Source organism: Craterilacuibacter sp. (assembly GCF_051659485.1).
Taxonomy (GTDB): Bacteria; Pseudomonadota; Gammaproteobacteria; order Burkholderiales; family Chromobacteriaceae; genus Craterilacuibacter.
In genome coordinates, this window is the sequence record NZ_JBOFOO010000163.1 from 1 (window position 1) to 15,864 (window position 15,864).

Sequence of the window (15,864 nt, forward strand, 5' to 3'; positions counted from 1 at the left end):
TGGGTGATGGCATCAGCATTTCCATCATCGTGCTGCTGGCCTTCCTCGCGCAGCGCGCCCTGTCGCTGGCGTTCTATCGTGACCTGCAGTTTGGTCTGGCCGGGCCAGACCCGGCGCTGGTCGGCAAGCTCAACGATGCCGAGGCCATGAATGCGGAGATCGCACGCGAACTGCAAAGCGTGCGCCAGTACAACGAGGTGTTGCGCCAGCAACTGGCCCATATCAGCCAGGAGACCGAACAGGCCGCCTTCGATATCACCGAACGCCTGCAAGCCATCGACGTGGTCGTCACCCGCTTGGACAGCTTTGTCACCGAGACGGCCGGACGCTCCAGCCAGATCGTCAACCTGTCGGAGCATAATATTTCCGAAAATGCGCAGCTGATTTCACGCATGGAAATCTATATCCGCGAACGCATGGACGAGGTGAGCCAGGATCGCCAGCGCATAGAGGCCATCGCCAGAGAGGCCGATGAACTGGGCCAACTGGTGACCCTGATCAAACAGATCTCCGGCCAGACCGACCTGCTGGCACTCAATGCCGCGATCGAGGCGGCACATGCCGGCGAAGCCGGGCGCGGCTTCGCCGTCGTCGCCGACGAAGTACGCAAGCTCTCGACCGCGACCGATGCCGCCGTCGGCAAGATCAACGACGGCATCCATGCAATCAGCGCTTCGATCCGCCAGCAGTTCCAGGAAAAGATCTCGCACAGCAAGATCGACGAGGAACAGCTGGCGCTGGGCCAGTTCTCCACCCAGCTCTCCAGCCTGGGCGCCGGCTATCAGAGCCTGCTCGAACAGGACATGCATGTACTGGAAACGGTGCGCGGCGCCAGCAGCGAGCTGGCCGGCATGTTCATGGAAGCCCTGGCCAGCGTGCAGTTCCAGGACATCACGCGCCAGCAGATCGAGCAGGTGCAGCAGGCGCTGATCCGGCTGGATGAGCACTGCGAGCACCTGTCGGCACGCATGCTGGCCGCGCGCGACCAAGACTTTCATTACACCCCGCTGGATGAGCGGCTGGAGGCACTGTACGCCTCCTATGTCATGGCCTCGCAGCGCACGACCCACCGCGAGACGCTGCAGGATGGCGGCCCGCGCGAAACGGATTCCGCCAAGATCGAGCTGTTCTAAAGGAGCGACAGATGGGCGATACGGTACGGCTGGCCCTGAGCCAGGATCTGGTGATCGAAAATGCACACGCACTCAAACCGCAGCTAGTGGATGCGCTCGAACACGCCGCTCACTTGGAGCTGGATCTGGAGCAGGTCAGCGAAATGGACAGCGCGGGACTGCAATTGCTATTGCTCGCCCGGCGCGAAGCCGAACGGCAAGGCAAGACGCTGCATATCCGCGGCTGCAACGACAGCCTGCGCCAGACGCTGGCATTCTGCCGTCTTGGCAGCCTGCTTGGCGATGAAGCGCAGCCAGCGGCAAACGGACAGGACCGGGGCGCGCCATGGATGAACTGACCGGCGTATTTATCCAGGAAGGACGCGAGCAGTTGCTGGCGTTGGAGAACGGCCTGCTCGAGCTTGAGCAGCGGCCGGACGACAGGGACAATATCAACAGCATCTTCCGCGCGGCGCATACCATCAAGGGCGCATCGGGGGTGATCGAGTGCCACTTTATCGAAGGCTTCATGCATAAGGTAGAGAATGTGCTCGACCGGCTGCGCAATGGCGAGATTCAGGTATCGGATGCGCTGGACAGCCTGCTTTTGCGCTGCTGCGACCACCTGAATCTGCTGATGGGCGTACTCGAATCGGGCAAGGCCGAACCGCCGGATGACGTGCAGGCAGCCGGCAGCCTGCTGCTGGCCGAACTGGCCGCCCGCAGCGGCACGCCCGCCCCAGCCGCGCAGACTGAGGTCATCGCGCCCCCTTGCGAGCCTGATCCCAACAGGGATGTCTGGCATGTCTCGGTGCGCTTCGGCCCCGATGTGATGCGCGGTGGACTGGATCCGCTGGCCTTTATCCGCTATCTGGGCTCACTGGGCGAAGTCGTCGCCCTGGAAACGGTGCCCGATGCGATGCCACCGGCGGCAGACATGGATCCTGAATCCTGCTACCTCGGTTTCGAGGTCAGGTTGAGCGCCCATGTCGACAAGGCCACCATCGAAAACGTATTCGATTTCTGCCGCGATGAATGCGAACTGCACATTCTGCCGCCACAAAGCCGGCTGGCCGCCTATATCGAGCTGATCGGCAAACTGCCGGAAGACGAAATGCGCTTGGGCGAGATTCTGGTGCGCTGCGGCGCACTGACCGAGGCCGAACTGCAACAGGGGCTGGATCTACAACATGCCGCGCGCAGCGGAGAGACCTCCGTCCTTGCCCCGCCCCAGATCGGCGAAATTCTGATCGAGCAGAAAGTCGTACACAAGGAACTGGTCGAAGCGGCCATCAGCCGGCAAAGTCAGGTCAGCGAGAAAAAATCGGTCGAGGCGCGCCTGATCCGGGTACAGGCCGACAAGCTCGACCAGCTGATCGATCTGGTGGGCGAACTGGTGATCGCCGGCGCCTCGGCCAATCTGCTGGCCACAAAAAGCGGACAGAGCCAACTGGTCGAAACCACTTCCATCCTGTCGCGACTGGTGGAAAACATCCGAGATGCGGCCTTGCAGCTGCGCATGGTACAGATCGGCGAGACCTTCAACCGCTTCAACCGCGTGGTGCGCGATGCCTCGCGCGAACTGGGCAAGGAAATCGAGCTGAAGATTTCCGGCGCCGACACCGATCTGGACAAATCGGTGGTCGAGAAGATCGGCGACCCGCTGATGCACCTGGTGCGCAACTCAATGGATCACGGCATCGAACTGGCCGATAAGCGCGAGGCTCAGGGCAAGCCGCGCTGCGGCACCGTCTCGCTCAATGCCTTCCACGACTCCGGCAGCATCGTGATCGAGGTCAGGGACGACGGCGCAGGTCTGCCACGCGACAAGATTTTTGACAAGGCGGTCGAAAAAGGCCTGATCCAGCCGAGCCAAACCCTCAGCGACCAGGAGATCATCAATCTGATCTGGGAGCCGGGTTTTTCCACCGCCGAACAGGTCACCAACCTGTCCGGGCGCGGCGTCGGCATGGATGTGGTACGGCGCAATATCCAGAGCCTGCGCGGTAGCTGCGAAGTCAGCTCCAGCGAGGGCCAGGGCACCACCTTCTCCATCCGCCTGCCGCTGACACTGGCCATCATCGACGGCTTCCTGGTCGGGGTGGGCAAATCCACTTACGTCATCCCGCTGGACTCGGTGATCGAGTGCATTGAGCTTAAAGAAAGCAGCAGCCGCTGCGCCTTCCTCAACCTGCGCGGCGAGGTGCTGCCCTTTATCCGGCTGCGCGAGCTGTTCGGGATGGGCGGCCCCAGGCCGGAGCGGGAGAGCGTAGTGGTGGTCCAGTACGCCGGCACCAAGGCCGGCATCGTAGTGGATCAGCTGATGGGAGAATTCCAGACGGTGATCAAGCCGCTGTCGGGAATATTCCAGCAACTGCGCGGCATCGGCGGCTCCACCATCCTGGGCAGCGGCGAAGTAGCCCTGATTCTGGAAGTGCAGGCACTGGTGCAGCGGGCATCCCGCAACGAAGAACACGAGGCACGCAAGGGCAGTTCGCCCCGGCTGGCCGCAACAATTTGACCATTTTCACACCGTGGAGAAACGGCATGTTGAACAACCTGAAAATCGGCACGCGACTGGCCATCGGCTATACGGCGATCCTCGCACTGCTGCTCGCCATGGCGCTGACCAGCTATACCCGCATCAACACCCTGTCGCATGAAATCGACACCACGGTACAGGACCGCTTCCCCAAGGTGGTCCAAGCCAATCAGATTATCGATGCGGTGAACAACATTGCCCGCCAACTGCGCAACGCCTACATCTTCACCGGCACCGAACAGGACAAGTCGCTGGCGACGGTGGCCGAACAGCGCAAGGTGATTACCGAGCGTCTGGCCACTCTGGAAAAAACCATCACCAGCGAAGAGGGTGTCGTCTTGCTGGACAAGATCAAGCTCACCCGCAACAACTATGTCGAAGACCAGGAACAGCTGATCGAGCTGATCAAGGCTGACAACCGGGAGGCAGTCTCCGCGCTGCTGCAAGGAGACCTGCGCACCACCCAAACAGCCTATATCGGCGCGGTAAACGAGCTGATCGACTACCAGACCAAGCTGATGAATGAGTCCGGCGAGGCAGCAGCAGAACTGTCGCAGCAGACGCAGCAGCTACTGATCTTGCTTGGCGGCATTGCCGTCACCCTGACCCTGCTGATCGGTTTCGTGATCACGCGCAGCATCACCCGTCCGCTGGGCGAGGCCGTCGGCGCCGCGAAAAAGATGGCAGCCGGTGACTTCAGTTTCACGCTAGAGAACAGCAGCCGAGACGAAGTGGGTGAGGTGGCGCGTGCCGTCGCCGCCGTCCAAGCCTCGGTGCAGGCCATGGCGGCGGACACCCGCCTGCTGAGCCTGGCCGCCGTCGAAGGGCGCCTCGCCACCCGCGCCGAAGCCGGCAAGCATCAGGGCGAATTCAAGTCCATCGTCAGCGGCGTCAACGACACCCTGGATGCGGTGATCGGTCCGCTGCAAGTGGCCGCCGACTACGTCGCGCGCATCGCCCGTGGCGACATCCCAAGCAAGATCAGCGACAGTTACAACGGCGACTTCAACCAGTTGAAAAACAACCTGAACACCTGTATCGAAGCGGTCAACCGCCTGATTGCCGATGCCCGGCAGCTTTCCGAGTCGGCGGTTGCAGGCCAGCTCGACACCCGTGCCGATGCCAGCTTGCATCAGGGCGACTTCCGCAGCATTGTCACTGGCGTCAACGACACCCTCGACGCCGTGGTGTCCCCTGTCCGTGATGTGCAGCGGGTCATGGCCGCGATGGAACAGGGCGACATGACGCAGTCCATCACTGCGCAGTACCAAGGCGATTTTGCCGCACTGGCGGGTGCCATCAACAACACGATCGCCAAGCTCTCGGACACCATCGCCCAGATCACCACTGCAGCCGATGCACTGTCCAATGCCGCCGGTCAGGTCTCCGCCACCGCCCAGTCGCTGTCGCAGTCCTCCTCCGAACAGGCCGCATCGGTCGAGGAGACCACCGCCAGCCTGGAGCAGATGACCGCTTCGGTCGCACAGAATACCGAAAACGCCCGCGTCACCGACAATATGGCCTCCAAAGCCGCCCGTGAAGCCGGCGAAGGCGGCAGCGCGGTCGGCAAGACTGTCGAGGCGATGAGCTCCATCGCCGACAAAATCGGCATCATCGATGACATTGCCTACCAGACCAACCTGTTGGCGCTAAACGCCGCCATCGAGGCTGCGCGCGCCGGAGAACATGGCAAGGGCTTCGCGGTGGTCGCCGCCGAAGTGCGCAAGCTGGCCGAGCGCAGCCAGGTGGCGGCACAGGAGATCGGCGAGTTGGCCGGTTCCAGCGTGAAAATGGCCGAGCGCGCCGGCCGCCTGCTCGAAGAGATGGTGCCTTCGATCCAGAAGACCTCCGATCTGGTGCAGGAAATTTCCGCTGCCTCCGAAGAGCAGTCCACCGGTGTGTTGCAGATCAACAATGCGATGGGCCAACTGAACAAGGCGACCCAGCAGAATGCCTCCGCGTCCGAAGAGCTAGCCGCGACCGCAGAAGAACTGGGCGGCCAGGCCGGGCAACTGCAGCAGCTGATGGACTTCTTCTCGGTCGGCGCCAGCCAGCAGCGCGGCAAGGCACGGCCGGCCGCAGCCGTACGCGCCCCGACCCCGGTGGCGAGCAGTCGTACGCTCGCGGCCAGAAGCCACGTGACGGCCGTCTTCGACGAAGCCGATTTCGAAAAATTCTGAGAGGGAGCGCAATGGGACCCGCAGTCCAGACGCCACAGCGACCCGCCAGCAAGCTGACGCCGCATGCGAGCACGCCACAGCAGTACCTGACATTTACCCTGCGCGGCGAAGTGTTCGCCGTCGCCATCCTCAATGTGAAGGAAATCATCGAGTACGGCACGGTCACCGAAATCCCGATGATGCCCGGCTTTATCCGCGGGGTGATCAACCTGCGCGGCAGCGTGGTGCCGGTGATCGACCTCTCCTGCCGTTTCGGCGACCACGCGACCGAGATTTCGCGGCGCACCTGTATCGTCATCATCGAACTGCAAGAGGGAGACAACCGCCAGGATATCGGCGTGATGGTCGATGCGGTACTGGAAGTGCTGGAGATCGCACCGCCCGAAATCGAGCCGACGCCCTCCTTCGGCGCACGCATCCGCACCGACTTTATCCAGGGCATGGGCAAGGTGAACGGCAAGTTCGTGATTATCCTCGATGTGTCGTGCGTGCTGTCGATCGAGGAGATCTCGATGCTGGCGCACGTCGCCGACACCCTGCCAGCCGAGGTCTGAGCTCACCATGACCGACTACGCAGTCCTGCCGCCGCGCGAGATCGAGCGCCTCGCGCTCAATATCCGCCCCGGTGAGTGGGTGGTGGAACAGCAACGCCCGATCGCCACCCTGCTGGGCTCCTGCGTCGCGGTCTGCCTGATCGACACCGGTCTGCCGCTGGCCGGCATGAACCATTTCATGCTGCCGCAGATGCACAATAGCCGCCATGCCGACGAGGATATTCTACTGGCCGGCGATGCCTGCATGGAGGCCCTGCTCAATGCCATGCTCAAGCTGGGTGCCGCCCGCCACCGTATCCGCGCCAAAGCCTTCGGTGGCGGCAATATGATCGACGGCCCCCGGCCCGAGTTGCGCTCCATCGGCCAGCGCAATGCAGACTTCACCCAGTCCTGGCTCGCACGCGAGCACATCCCGCTGCTGGCCAGCGATTTTCTCGGCCCTTGGTCGCGCAAGGTGCTACTGATCCCCGCCACCGGGGATGCCTGGTGCCGGCGCGCAGGTGTCGGCGCAGGCCAGGCCCAGACACTGCGGCGTGATGAGCAGGCCTATGCCGAGTCGCTGCGCCAGCCGCACAACGAATCCAAAACCACCCGCGTCGAGTTGTTCTGATGCCTGAAACCGCACTCTCCGTACAGGAATTCACCCTGCTGCGCCAGCTGATCTACCGCATCGCCGGCGTCCATCTGGCTGACAGCAAGCGGCCGCTGGTGATGGGCCGCCTGCAAAAGCGGCTACATGAACTGCAACTGGATAGCTATCTACAGTACTACCAACTACTCACCGACGAGCGCCATCCGCAGGAGTTGCAGACCATGGTCAACCTGCTGACCACCCACGAAACCTATTTTTTCCGCGAGTCGCAGCACTTCGACTATCTGCGCGACCAGATTCTCGCCAAGCGCCAAAGCCGCGCGCCGTTCCGGGTCTGGAGCGCGGCCTGCTCCAGCGGCGAGGAGGCCTATACGCTGGCGATGCTGCTATCCGAACACCTGCCGCATGCGCAGTGGGAAGTGGTTGGCTCGGACATCAGCACCCATGAGCTGGAGAAAGCCAGGCGCGGCCACTACCCGCTGGCCCGCCATGAAGGCATCCCGCCGGCCTGGCTGAAAAAATACTGTCTGAAGGGCGTGCGGACACAGGAGGGCAGCTTTCTGGTCTCATCCGCACTACGCGAGCGGGTCCGTTTCAGCCAGATCAACCTGACGCAGCCCATTGCCACCACGCACGGCAGCTTCGATCTCATTTTCCTGCGCAATGTGATGATTTATTTCAACAATGAGACCAAGCGCCAAGTGATCGGCCATATCCTGCCGCATCTGGCGCCGGGGGGGTATCTGTTTATCGGCCACGCGGAAACCCTGAGCGGTATCAGCGAAGGCCTGGTCAGCGTGCGCCCGACCATCTACCGGAAGCTAGATGCATGAGCGCCAAGCTGAGCGTTATGATCATCGACGATTCGGCCGTGGTACGCAAAGACGTATCCCGCCTACTCTCGGCCACGTCCGATATCGAGGTCATCGCCACCGCCGCCGACCCCGTATTTGCCATCGCCAAGCTGCGCCAGCGCTGGCCGGACGTGATCATGCTCGGCATCGAAATGCAGCATGTGGACGGCCTCGCCTTCCTGCGCAAGATCATGACCGAGCGCCCGACGCCGGTGGTGATCTGCTCTTCGCTGGCCTACGACGACAAGCGCGTCTGTCAGGATGCACTGGCGGCAGGCGCGGTGGCCATCCTGCCCAAACCTAAGAGCGGCCTGCAGACCTACCTGCACGACGCCGCCGACGAGATCATGCAGGTGCTACGCAGCGCCGGCCGTACCCCGCTGCCGGCACGCAAAATCTCTAGCGCACGCAGCGCATCCAGGACAGTCTCCAAAACAACGGCCAAAACCATCAGCCTCAGACCGCGCGAGACCACCCTAGCCCTGCCGAAAGCGCCGCTGATCGCGATCGGCGCCTCCACCGGCGGCACGCTGGCGCTGGAGCAGCTGCTTGTCCGGCTGCCGCCCGACTGTCCCGGCATCGTGATCGTCCAGCACATGCCGGAAAAATTCACCAAACTGTTTGCCCTGCGACTGAACAGCCTGTGCGCGCTTGAAGTACGCGAGGCCTGCGATGGTGACCGCGTACATGCCGGCTGCGTCCTGATCGCGCCGGGCGGACGGCATATGAAGCTGCTGCGCCGTGGCACGCAATACCATGTTGCGGTCACGGACGGAGAACGGGTGAACCGGCACAAGCCCTCGGTAGACGTGCTGTTCCACTCGGTAGCGCAGGCGGCGGCATCCAGCGCGCTGGGCATCATTCTGACCGGCATGGGCAGCGATGGCGCGCTCGGACTCAAGGCCATGCACGACGCCGGCGCCCGCACCTTGGCCCAGGACGAGGCCAGTTGCGTGGTCTACGGCATGCCGGCCGAGGCGGTCCGCCTCCAAGCCGTCGACCACATTCTGGCGCTGGATGCCATAGCGGATGCGATCAAGGCATTTTGCAGACGGTCGCACCTGAACCGCCCTCCGTATACCGGTCGTCCTGCTCCACTGGCACCCTGAATCCGCCCTGCAATGATCAGCCTATGCTCGCTGACGAGGCACAAAACGCGCCAATATAGATAGCAGGCAATCAAATGCTTGTACCAACCTTTGGGCTATCGTTTAAAATTGGGTCGATATTCAGCTAAGCACCGGTTTCGAATGAACAGCCCTCCCAATAAACAGCAGGCAGCAATGGAAAGTGTGGCGGCCCTTGCGGCCCAAGCCCAGATCCAGTCCGAATCCATCATCGTCCTGAGCGCTGACGGTGATGCCGTCTATGCAGTCCTGCGTAAACTGCGCACCCAGACCGCGCTCGCCGATTATTTTCGCGTACAACTGCGTGCACACTCCAGCGCCCGCGGGATGGAATGGACAGTACTGCAAGGCGACGAGGCGCACTGGCACGACACATGCAACTACGCAGAGGTATGGGTCGACCATGGCAGCAGCAGCATCGGTTTCGGGCCCAACGGAGGGGTTCAGGCGAGCGCAGCCCTGAGCAGCAAAGGCATTGCCGCCTATCTGTTTGCCCAGACCATACTGTGGGCCAAAAACCACTATCCGGACTACAGCGTCAAGAGCGGCTTGCTGCACCCGGAAGAAGCGGCCAGCGAAGAGATGCGCTTGCGACGCAATGGCTATTACGCAACGCAAGGCTTCGATTTTGAATGGTTTGATATCGAGCAGCGTAGCGGCCGCTATTTCAAGAGCAAGGTCAGCCAACTACTAGGGGTATGGGCCAGCGAAACCATCCAGACACCCGGCTGCGAACACTTGCTTGATACCCTGGCCAGTCAGGACGCGCAGCGCGTCGATCTGGAAAACCGCTTATCCCGCGCCCGTTCCGGCCATGAACATGCGAGCCAGAAACTGGAGCGCGAACGCATGCTCAACCTGATCCTGACCGGCGTGACCTGTTTTGTACTGGTAATGGGGCTAATGGCCGCATTGCGGGTGTAGCCGGTTCAAGCGGCAGACACATTGGCAAACAGGGTATTGAGCGCCTCGGAAGCGGTCGGATGCGCCAGCGGCGTATCGGCCAGCGCGGTATAGGGCAAGCCCGCCTGCATCGCCATCTGCACCACCGACATCACCTCCCCCGCCCCAACGCCCAGCATGGCAAACCCGAGCAAGGTATCACTGTCCGCCGCGATCACCGCCTGCATCAGCCCGCTGCTCTCGCCCTCGGCCCAGGCACGCGTCACCGCATCCATCGCCAGACTCACCACGCGCACCTTCAAACCGGCCTGCGCAGCCTCGGCTTCACTCAGACCGATACGGGCATACTCGGGGTCGATAAAAGCCAGCCGTGGCAACACCCGCCCGCGCATCGGCTGCAAGGGCGGGTGAAACAAGGACAATGCCACGCGTGCGTCATCACTGACAGCATGGCCGGGCATGGGGTGCGCCGCAACTTCTCCCAGCGCATAAATGCCGGACACCGAACTTTGCAGACTGTCATCGACCACAATGCGCCCGTCTGCCGCCAGCTGCACGCCCAAAGCTTCCAGCCCGAGATTGGCGGTGAGCGGCGCCCGTGCCCCTGCCAGCAACAGATCGCTCGCGTCCAGTTCCAGCGATTGCCGGCCCTGACGGGCTTCCAGTGTCACGCCGGCGCCACTGATGCCGCGCACCCGCTCGACGACGGTCGAGGTTAACAAACGCACGCCATCACGCCGCAGCAACTGGCCGATGGCATCGGAAAAGACCGTATCTTCAAAGCGGGCGACGCGCGGCGCAGCATCGATCAGCGTCACATCACAACCCAGACGAGCAAAAATCTGGGCATAGGCAAGACCACCGAAGCTGGCGCCCAGAATGGCCAAATGCGGCGGTAAACGTGTCATGCACAACAACTCGCGCTGCGTCATCGGGCAGGCATCGGCCAAGCCGGCAACCGCGGGCATCAAGCTTGCAGAACCGGTAGAAACAAAAATGCGCCGCGAGCGCAAACGGCGCAAAGTACCGTCATGCAGGGCGACTTCGACCACATCAGCTGCCACCAAATGGCCATGACCCAGCACCAACTCCACCCGCTCGGCCGGCCACAGGGCAAGATCATGGGCACGCGCAGCGGCCACGGTTTCACCGACACAGGCAAACAGTCGGGCCAGATCGACTTTGCGGGCACCATCGCCTACACCGCAGGCCACGCCCTGACGCATCTGATGGGCAATACGAGCCGCCCTCACCATGACCGCATCGGGTAGGCAGGACACATTAATGGAGGCGCCACCAAAAGCGTTGTACTCCACCAGCGCACCCTGATGGCCACGCTGTGCCAAATCACGCGCCAGCCGCCGGCCTGCCAAACCGCCGCCCAGCACGACAAACTCCAGAGGGGGAACGCTTGCCATCTTGATCTCCAGACTCGCAGCAGCCCCGCGCTGCCACGCTGCAGACTAGCAGTTGGCGGATCATGCTGCCGACAGGCGCTTCAGCGACCTATCAGGCCGGCGCCCAGGTTGATGGACAAGCCGAGGATAAACAGATTGAAGACAAAGGACAGAATGCTTTGCAGCAAGACCAGGCGGCGTACGCGCGAGCTGGCAACCGCCACATCGGCCGTCTGGTTCGCGGCGGCGATCGTGAAGGAAAAATAAAGGAAATCCCAGTAGTCCGGCTCGGGCGGCGCATCGGGAAACTGCAGAATGGGCGCATCTTGCTTGCCCAAATAGAAAAGATGGGCGTAGTGAATGGCAAAGCAGGTGGGCAATAACAGCCAGGCACCCAAAAGCGTAAACCCGGTCAATAACAGATGAAAACCACCGGCACTTTTATCCGCCAGTGCCATTTCCAGCACAATCGCCGCCAGACTCATCAGCGACGCGACACACACCAGCGCCAGCACCTTGGCGGCACTCTCATCCTGACGCAGGGCATCCTGATGGATGCCCTGCGGATTCGCGCGTACAACCAGTATCCACAAGCCCAACAGATAGCCCCAGGCCGTGACATTCCAGCCCAGCAACACGCGGCTGAGTCCGGAGAGCGAGCCGGGAAGCACACTGAAAACCAGCACCCCGGCCATTACCGCCAGCGTCAGTCTTGGCCGGCTAGCCAAAAACTGACGGGTGGCGCGCCACACCCGGCTCAAGAAGGGCTGCAGATAAAAATGGCGGCGGGACATATCGACGATCACCCTCGCTAAAGCTCGGAAATAACGCTATTGATGCTCGCGAGACCCGTGGCTAGCACCGGCCCTTATCGACAAGGCCAGCGGGAATACCGGTTCAGGCGCGGGGCGCTTGGCTCGTCATCAAAAAAGAGAAGTCCGCCGACGCAGCCAGCTCGCACGGCTCGGTGCCGGCCTTGAATACGCGGCAATCGAGCTCACCGACCATGCGGACTACGCCGTCTTCGACCACGAAACCCGTGCCTTCGCGCAGGCCGGCCACCCAGGTATCGGGATTGAGGCTGCCGAACTCGGTAATGCGTTCTTCACGCGTTTCGCCCTTGAAACCGGGCGGATTGCCATGCAGATAATGCGGATTGATCTGGAAAGGGACGAAATTCAGCGCATCAAAACCCTTGGGGTCGCAGATGGGCATATCGTTGGTGGTCATGATGGTCGGGCATGCCAGATTGGCACCGGCACTCCAGCCGGCATAAGGCATGCCATCCTGCACCCGCGCACGAATCGCATCCAGCAGACCCAGTGCCCGCACGTCGCGCAGCAACTTCCAGGTACTGCCACCACCGACCACCACCGCTTGTGCGTCACGCACCGCCGCCACCGGATCGGCAAAACGGGTCACCGATTCAAGCTGGATGCCAGCCTCGGCAAAAGCGACCGCAGCCTTGGCTTCAAAACCCAGATAGTCACCGGCGGCATTGGCAAACGGGATAAACAGCGCACGTTCGACCTTGCCGGCAAAAAAAGACTGGAAATGCGGAATCGCGTATTCGAGGTAGCGCATTCCTTCGGTCTTGGCATTGGACAACAGTAATAGACGCATGCTTGCTCCTTGAGATAAAGAAAGGCGCAGGTCAGTCAGGCACAAACCCGGCCCTGAAGCTGACCCACGCGCTACGCGCGCATGATAGCGCAGCAGTCATGCCTGTGCGCCAACTAAAAATCTATCACTACCAAAAAACCACCCAGTGCAGGCCAGCCCGCCATGCTTACACCCGATAGCGCGCCACTTCACCCTGCATGCGTTTGGCCAGTTCACCCAGTTGCTGCGCCTGTGCCGCAGCTTGCGCGGCCGCCGCCGAATTTTCTTCGGCCATCTGGGCAACGTTTTCGACTTGCTGGGCGATGCTGTTGGCGGCAATGCTTTGCTCGCCGATAGCCGCCGCAATCTCGCCGACCAGCGCACTGCTGCTGACCGAGGCGCTGACAATACCGGCAATGCTGTGCTGCACCTGGCTGACGCCGCCCTGCCCTTCATGCACCCGCGCTACCGCTTGCTGCATACTGGCGACGGCCTCGGCCGAAACTTCGCGGATGCCGCCCACGATGCCGGAAATATCGCGGGTCGAGCTGGCAGTACGCTCGGCCAGCTTGCGCACTTCATCCGCCACCACGGCAAAACCGCGCCCCTGCTCACCGGCACGGGCCGCCTCGATCGCGGCATTGAGTGCCAGCAGATTGGTTTGCTCGGCCACATCGCGGATCACATTGATCATGGTCACAATTTCACGGCTTTGCGTATCCAGCTTGGTCAACTCGCCCGAGGCGCTGCTCACCGAACCGGAAATAGCATCAATATTGCTGACCGTGCCGGCAATCGCCTGCTCGCCCCCTTCAGCCTCGCTACCTGTCTGGCGGCACAAGCTATCCGCCTCGCGCGCCCGGTCGGCGACATGATTGATGCTGACGGTAATCTGTTCCAGTGCCGCCGCCATGCCGGCGGCCGATGTGCTTTGCGCCTGCGAGCCGTGCGATACGCTGCCTGCCGCACCCGATAACTCACCGGACAGTTGCGCAACCTCACCGGCTCCCCCCAGCAGGCTTTTCAGGCTTTGCTGCACTTGGGCAATCAGCCCGTTAAAGGCGGTCAGCATGCCGGAAATTTCATCATTGCCACGCACCGGAATGCGTGTAGTGAAATCAAGGGAACGGCCAATTTCGCTCACCGTACGGCTGGCACGAGCAAGGTCGCCGGCGATCTGGCGATAGATCAGCCAACCACTCGCGCTCAGCAACAGTGACATGGCCAAGGCCACTGCCAGCGTGATCCTCTGCGCGTTAACCGCTATATCATTAGCGTTCTTCTTGCCAATCGCCACCCAATCCACATTGTATTTCATGTGGGCATCCAGTGCGCTCAGCAACTGCTGCATCTGCCCTTGCGACTGCATCAGGATCGCGCCGGCCTCATCGGCCTTATTCTGACGCGACAATTCGACAATACGGACGAACGTCTGATCGGCCAAAGCGACCTGCTGCTTGACTGCCGCGTAGAGTTCGCGATCCTTGTCATCCCACAACAGCGGTGCATAATCGGCGATGCCTTTGTTCAGGCTTTGCCGCAGTGTACTAATTTCGGTCTCGATAGCCGCCATTTTTGTCGCATCCTTAGCCAGCAGATGCAACTTGGCCTGGCCATCCAGCGCGTAGTAATCCGTGAGAATACCCCCTAGCACCATGATACTGGGCAGGGTGCTATCGTAGGCGGCGTCCACCTCGGTATTCATCCGCGACAACTGCCACAGCGAAACACCGCCCATCACAATACAACCGGACAGCCCCAGTACGATCAACAGCAACAACTTGTGAGCGATTTTCATTACACATCCTTAAAGGCATCAACAGCTTGAAATTTGTGTCGCTATCTATCCGCACGACTTTTTATAAGTTAGATAGTATTACATTTAAATGTTTAACATAATAAACAAAGCAAATATCCCGCACCAACGCACACTTAAGTTCACACAAAAACCACAGTACAATCGCCCGCCCAACCACCCGCATACAGGTACGCTTGCTCATGAACCCACACGCTTACTCTCCCGCCGAGATCGAAGCGGTTTATCGCGTCATGCGCGAGCGGCGCGATATGCGCCATTTCAGTGCCGAGCCGCTAGCAGACGGCCAGCTGGCGCGACTGATAGAGGCCGCCCATCTGGCACCCAGCGTCGGTTATATGCAGCCCTGGCGCTTCTTGCGCGTCGTCAATCCCGGATTGCGCGCACGCATCCATGCACATGTCAGTGCCGAATGCGAACGCACCGCCCAAGCGCTACCCGGGCGTGCGGCCCAAATCAGGCAATTGAAACTGGAGGGAATAGAGAATTGTGCCGAAGTGCTGGTGGTGGCGCTGGCGGAAAAACGCGAACCCTATGTGCTGGGGCGGCGCACCATGCCGGAAATGGATCTGGCCTCGGTGGCCTGTGCCATCCAGAATATGTGGCTGGCGGCACGCGCCGAGGGCATAGGTCTGGGCTGGGTATCCATTTTTGAGCCGGATCATTTGCGCGAACTGTGCCAGATGCCGGCCGACAGCCAGCCGGTAGCCATCCTGTGCATAGGCCCGGTACCCGAGTTTTATCCGGCGCCCATGCTGGAAACTGCCGGCTGGGACAGCCGCCGCCCGCTGGCCGAACTGGTTTATCGCGACAGCTGGGGTACGCCAGATACGCCATAAGGCGAAGACAAGGCGCGGCTCACAGCAGCAGGCCGTCCAGCCGCGCAAGCAGTTCGAAAAAAGCCGGTGCCAGTTGCCGCCCGCTGCGCTGTTCGATAAAAGCACGCGCACTCCCCAACCGTGAGCGCACGGCGCGGCAAGCCCGCGCATCTTCACCCTCAAGCTGGCCATGCACGGCGGCGAGATCCTCGGCCACCCACAGCAGTTCCTGCGCCATCCACATCAGGTCGCTACCGGCATGCAGCAGCGTAGGCAAGGACGCACCCAACAAGCGCTCTGCCAGCAGGTCTACGCTTTGCGTCAGCAGCACCAGACGCGAGCGCGCCGCTTGCTGCCTGTGACCGTG

The 15,864-nt window shown here is 61.6% G+C and carries 15 protein-coding genes; 10 read left to right on the forward strand and 5 right to left on the reverse strand.

Translation table 11 applies throughout. The features are described 5' to 3' along the window. The 9 genes from ACRC1E_RS05635 to ACRC1E_RS05675 all read left to right on the forward strand — a co-directional run. On the forward strand, positions 1 to 1,133 hold a 1,133-nt coding region (locus ACRC1E_RS05635), incomplete at its 5' end, for a methyl-accepting chemotaxis protein (RefSeq protein ID WP_438514132.1). 11 nt (positions 1,134 to 1,144) lie between these two features. Continuing rightward, on the forward strand, positions 1,145 to 1,471 hold the full coding sequence (locus ACRC1E_RS05640; protein ID WP_438514133.1) for an STAS domain-containing protein: 327 nt from the start codon (positions 1,145 to 1,147) through the stop codon (positions 1,469 to 1,471). Next, positions 1,459 to 3,633, forward strand: coding sequence for a chemotaxis protein CheW (locus ACRC1E_RS05645; protein WP_438514134.1), 2,175 nt, complete (start codon positions 1,459 to 1,461; stop codon positions 3,631 to 3,633). The genes ACRC1E_RS05640 and ACRC1E_RS05645 overlap by 13 nt, the downstream gene beginning before the upstream one ends. Before the next feature lie 26 nt (positions 3,634 to 3,659). Beyond that, positions 3,660 to 5,834 carry a methyl-accepting chemotaxis protein gene (locus ACRC1E_RS05650; protein ID WP_438514135.1) on the forward strand — a complete coding sequence of 725 codons (2,175 nt, stop codon included), beginning with the start codon at positions 3,660 to 3,662 and terminating at the stop codon, positions 5,832 to 5,834. Positions 5,835 to 5,845: 11 nt separating this feature from the next. Then, positions 5,846 to 6,388 carry a chemotaxis protein CheW gene (locus ACRC1E_RS05655; RefSeq protein WP_438514136.1) on the forward strand — a complete coding sequence of 181 codons (543 nt, stop codon included), beginning with the start codon at positions 5,846 to 5,848 and terminating at the stop codon, positions 6,386 to 6,388. Between the two features lie 7 nt (positions 6,389 to 6,395). After that, on the forward strand, positions 6,396 to 6,998 hold the full coding sequence (locus ACRC1E_RS05660) for a chemotaxis protein CheD (RefSeq protein ID WP_438514137.1): 603 nt from the start codon (positions 6,396 to 6,398) through the stop codon (positions 6,996 to 6,998). Further along, positions 6,998 to 7,813, forward strand: a complete 816-nt coding sequence (locus ACRC1E_RS05665; RefSeq protein ID WP_438514138.1) for a CheR family methyltransferase — start codon at positions 6,998 to 7,000, stop codon at positions 7,811 to 7,813. The genes ACRC1E_RS05660 and ACRC1E_RS05665 overlap by 1 nt, the downstream gene beginning before the upstream one ends. Beyond that, entirely contained in the window at positions 7,810 to 8,943 is a 1,134-nt protein-coding gene (locus ACRC1E_RS05670) for a protein-glutamate methylesterase/protein-glutamine glutaminase (RefSeq protein WP_438514139.1), read from the forward strand. The genes ACRC1E_RS05665 and ACRC1E_RS05670 overlap by 4 nt, the downstream gene beginning before the upstream one ends. Before the next feature lie 174 nt (positions 8,944 to 9,117). Next, the gene (locus ACRC1E_RS05675; RefSeq protein ID WP_438514140.1) at positions 9,118 to 9,885 is read left to right on the forward strand and encodes a hypothetical protein; all 768 of its coding nucleotides are present in this window, start codon (positions 9,118 to 9,120) and stop codon (positions 9,883 to 9,885) included. Between the two features lie 5 nt (positions 9,886 to 9,890). Here ACRC1E_RS05675 and ACRC1E_RS05680 read toward each other — a convergent pair whose 3' ends face one another. The 4 genes from ACRC1E_RS05680 to ACRC1E_RS05695 all read right to left on the reverse strand — a co-directional run bounded on the left by ACRC1E_RS05680 (position 9,891) and on the right by ACRC1E_RS05695 (position 14,661). Beyond that, a complete protein-coding gene (locus ACRC1E_RS05680) occupies positions 9,891 to 11,282 on the reverse strand; it encodes a dihydrolipoyl dehydrogenase family protein (protein ID WP_438514141.1) in 1,392 nt (463 codons plus the stop codon). A gap of 80 nt (positions 11,283 to 11,362) precedes the next feature. Next, positions 11,363 to 12,055: a DUF1345 domain-containing protein gene (locus tag ACRC1E_RS05685; RefSeq protein WP_438514142.1), complete on the reverse strand. Its 693-nt coding sequence runs from the start codon at positions 12,053 to 12,055 to the stop codon at positions 11,363 to 11,365. 103 nt (positions 12,056 to 12,158) lie between these two features. Continuing rightward, a complete protein-coding gene (gene pepE, locus ACRC1E_RS05690; RefSeq protein ID WP_438514143.1) occupies positions 12,159 to 12,884 on the reverse strand; it encodes a dipeptidase PepE in 726 nt (241 codons plus the stop codon). A gap of 166 nt (positions 12,885 to 13,050) precedes the next feature. Next, entirely contained in the window at positions 13,051 to 14,661 is a 1,611-nt protein-coding gene (locus ACRC1E_RS05695) for a methyl-accepting chemotaxis protein (protein ID WP_438514144.1), read from the reverse strand. 200 nt (positions 14,662 to 14,861) lie between these two features. Between ACRC1E_RS05695 and bluB the strand changes: the two genes are divergently transcribed. Beyond that, positions 14,862 to 15,518 (forward strand): 5,6-dimethylbenzimidazole synthase, encoded by a 657-nt coding sequence (gene bluB, locus ACRC1E_RS05700; protein WP_438514145.1) that lies wholly within the window; start codon positions 14,862 to 14,864, stop codon positions 15,516 to 15,518. Positions 15,519 to 15,537: 19 nt separating this feature from the next. On the opposite strand, the gene ACRC1E_RS05705 is transcribed toward bluB, so the two are convergent. Next, positions 15,538 to 15,864: hypothetical protein (locus ACRC1E_RS05705; protein ID WP_438514146.1), on the reverse strand; the 327-nt coding region annotated here is incomplete at its 5' end.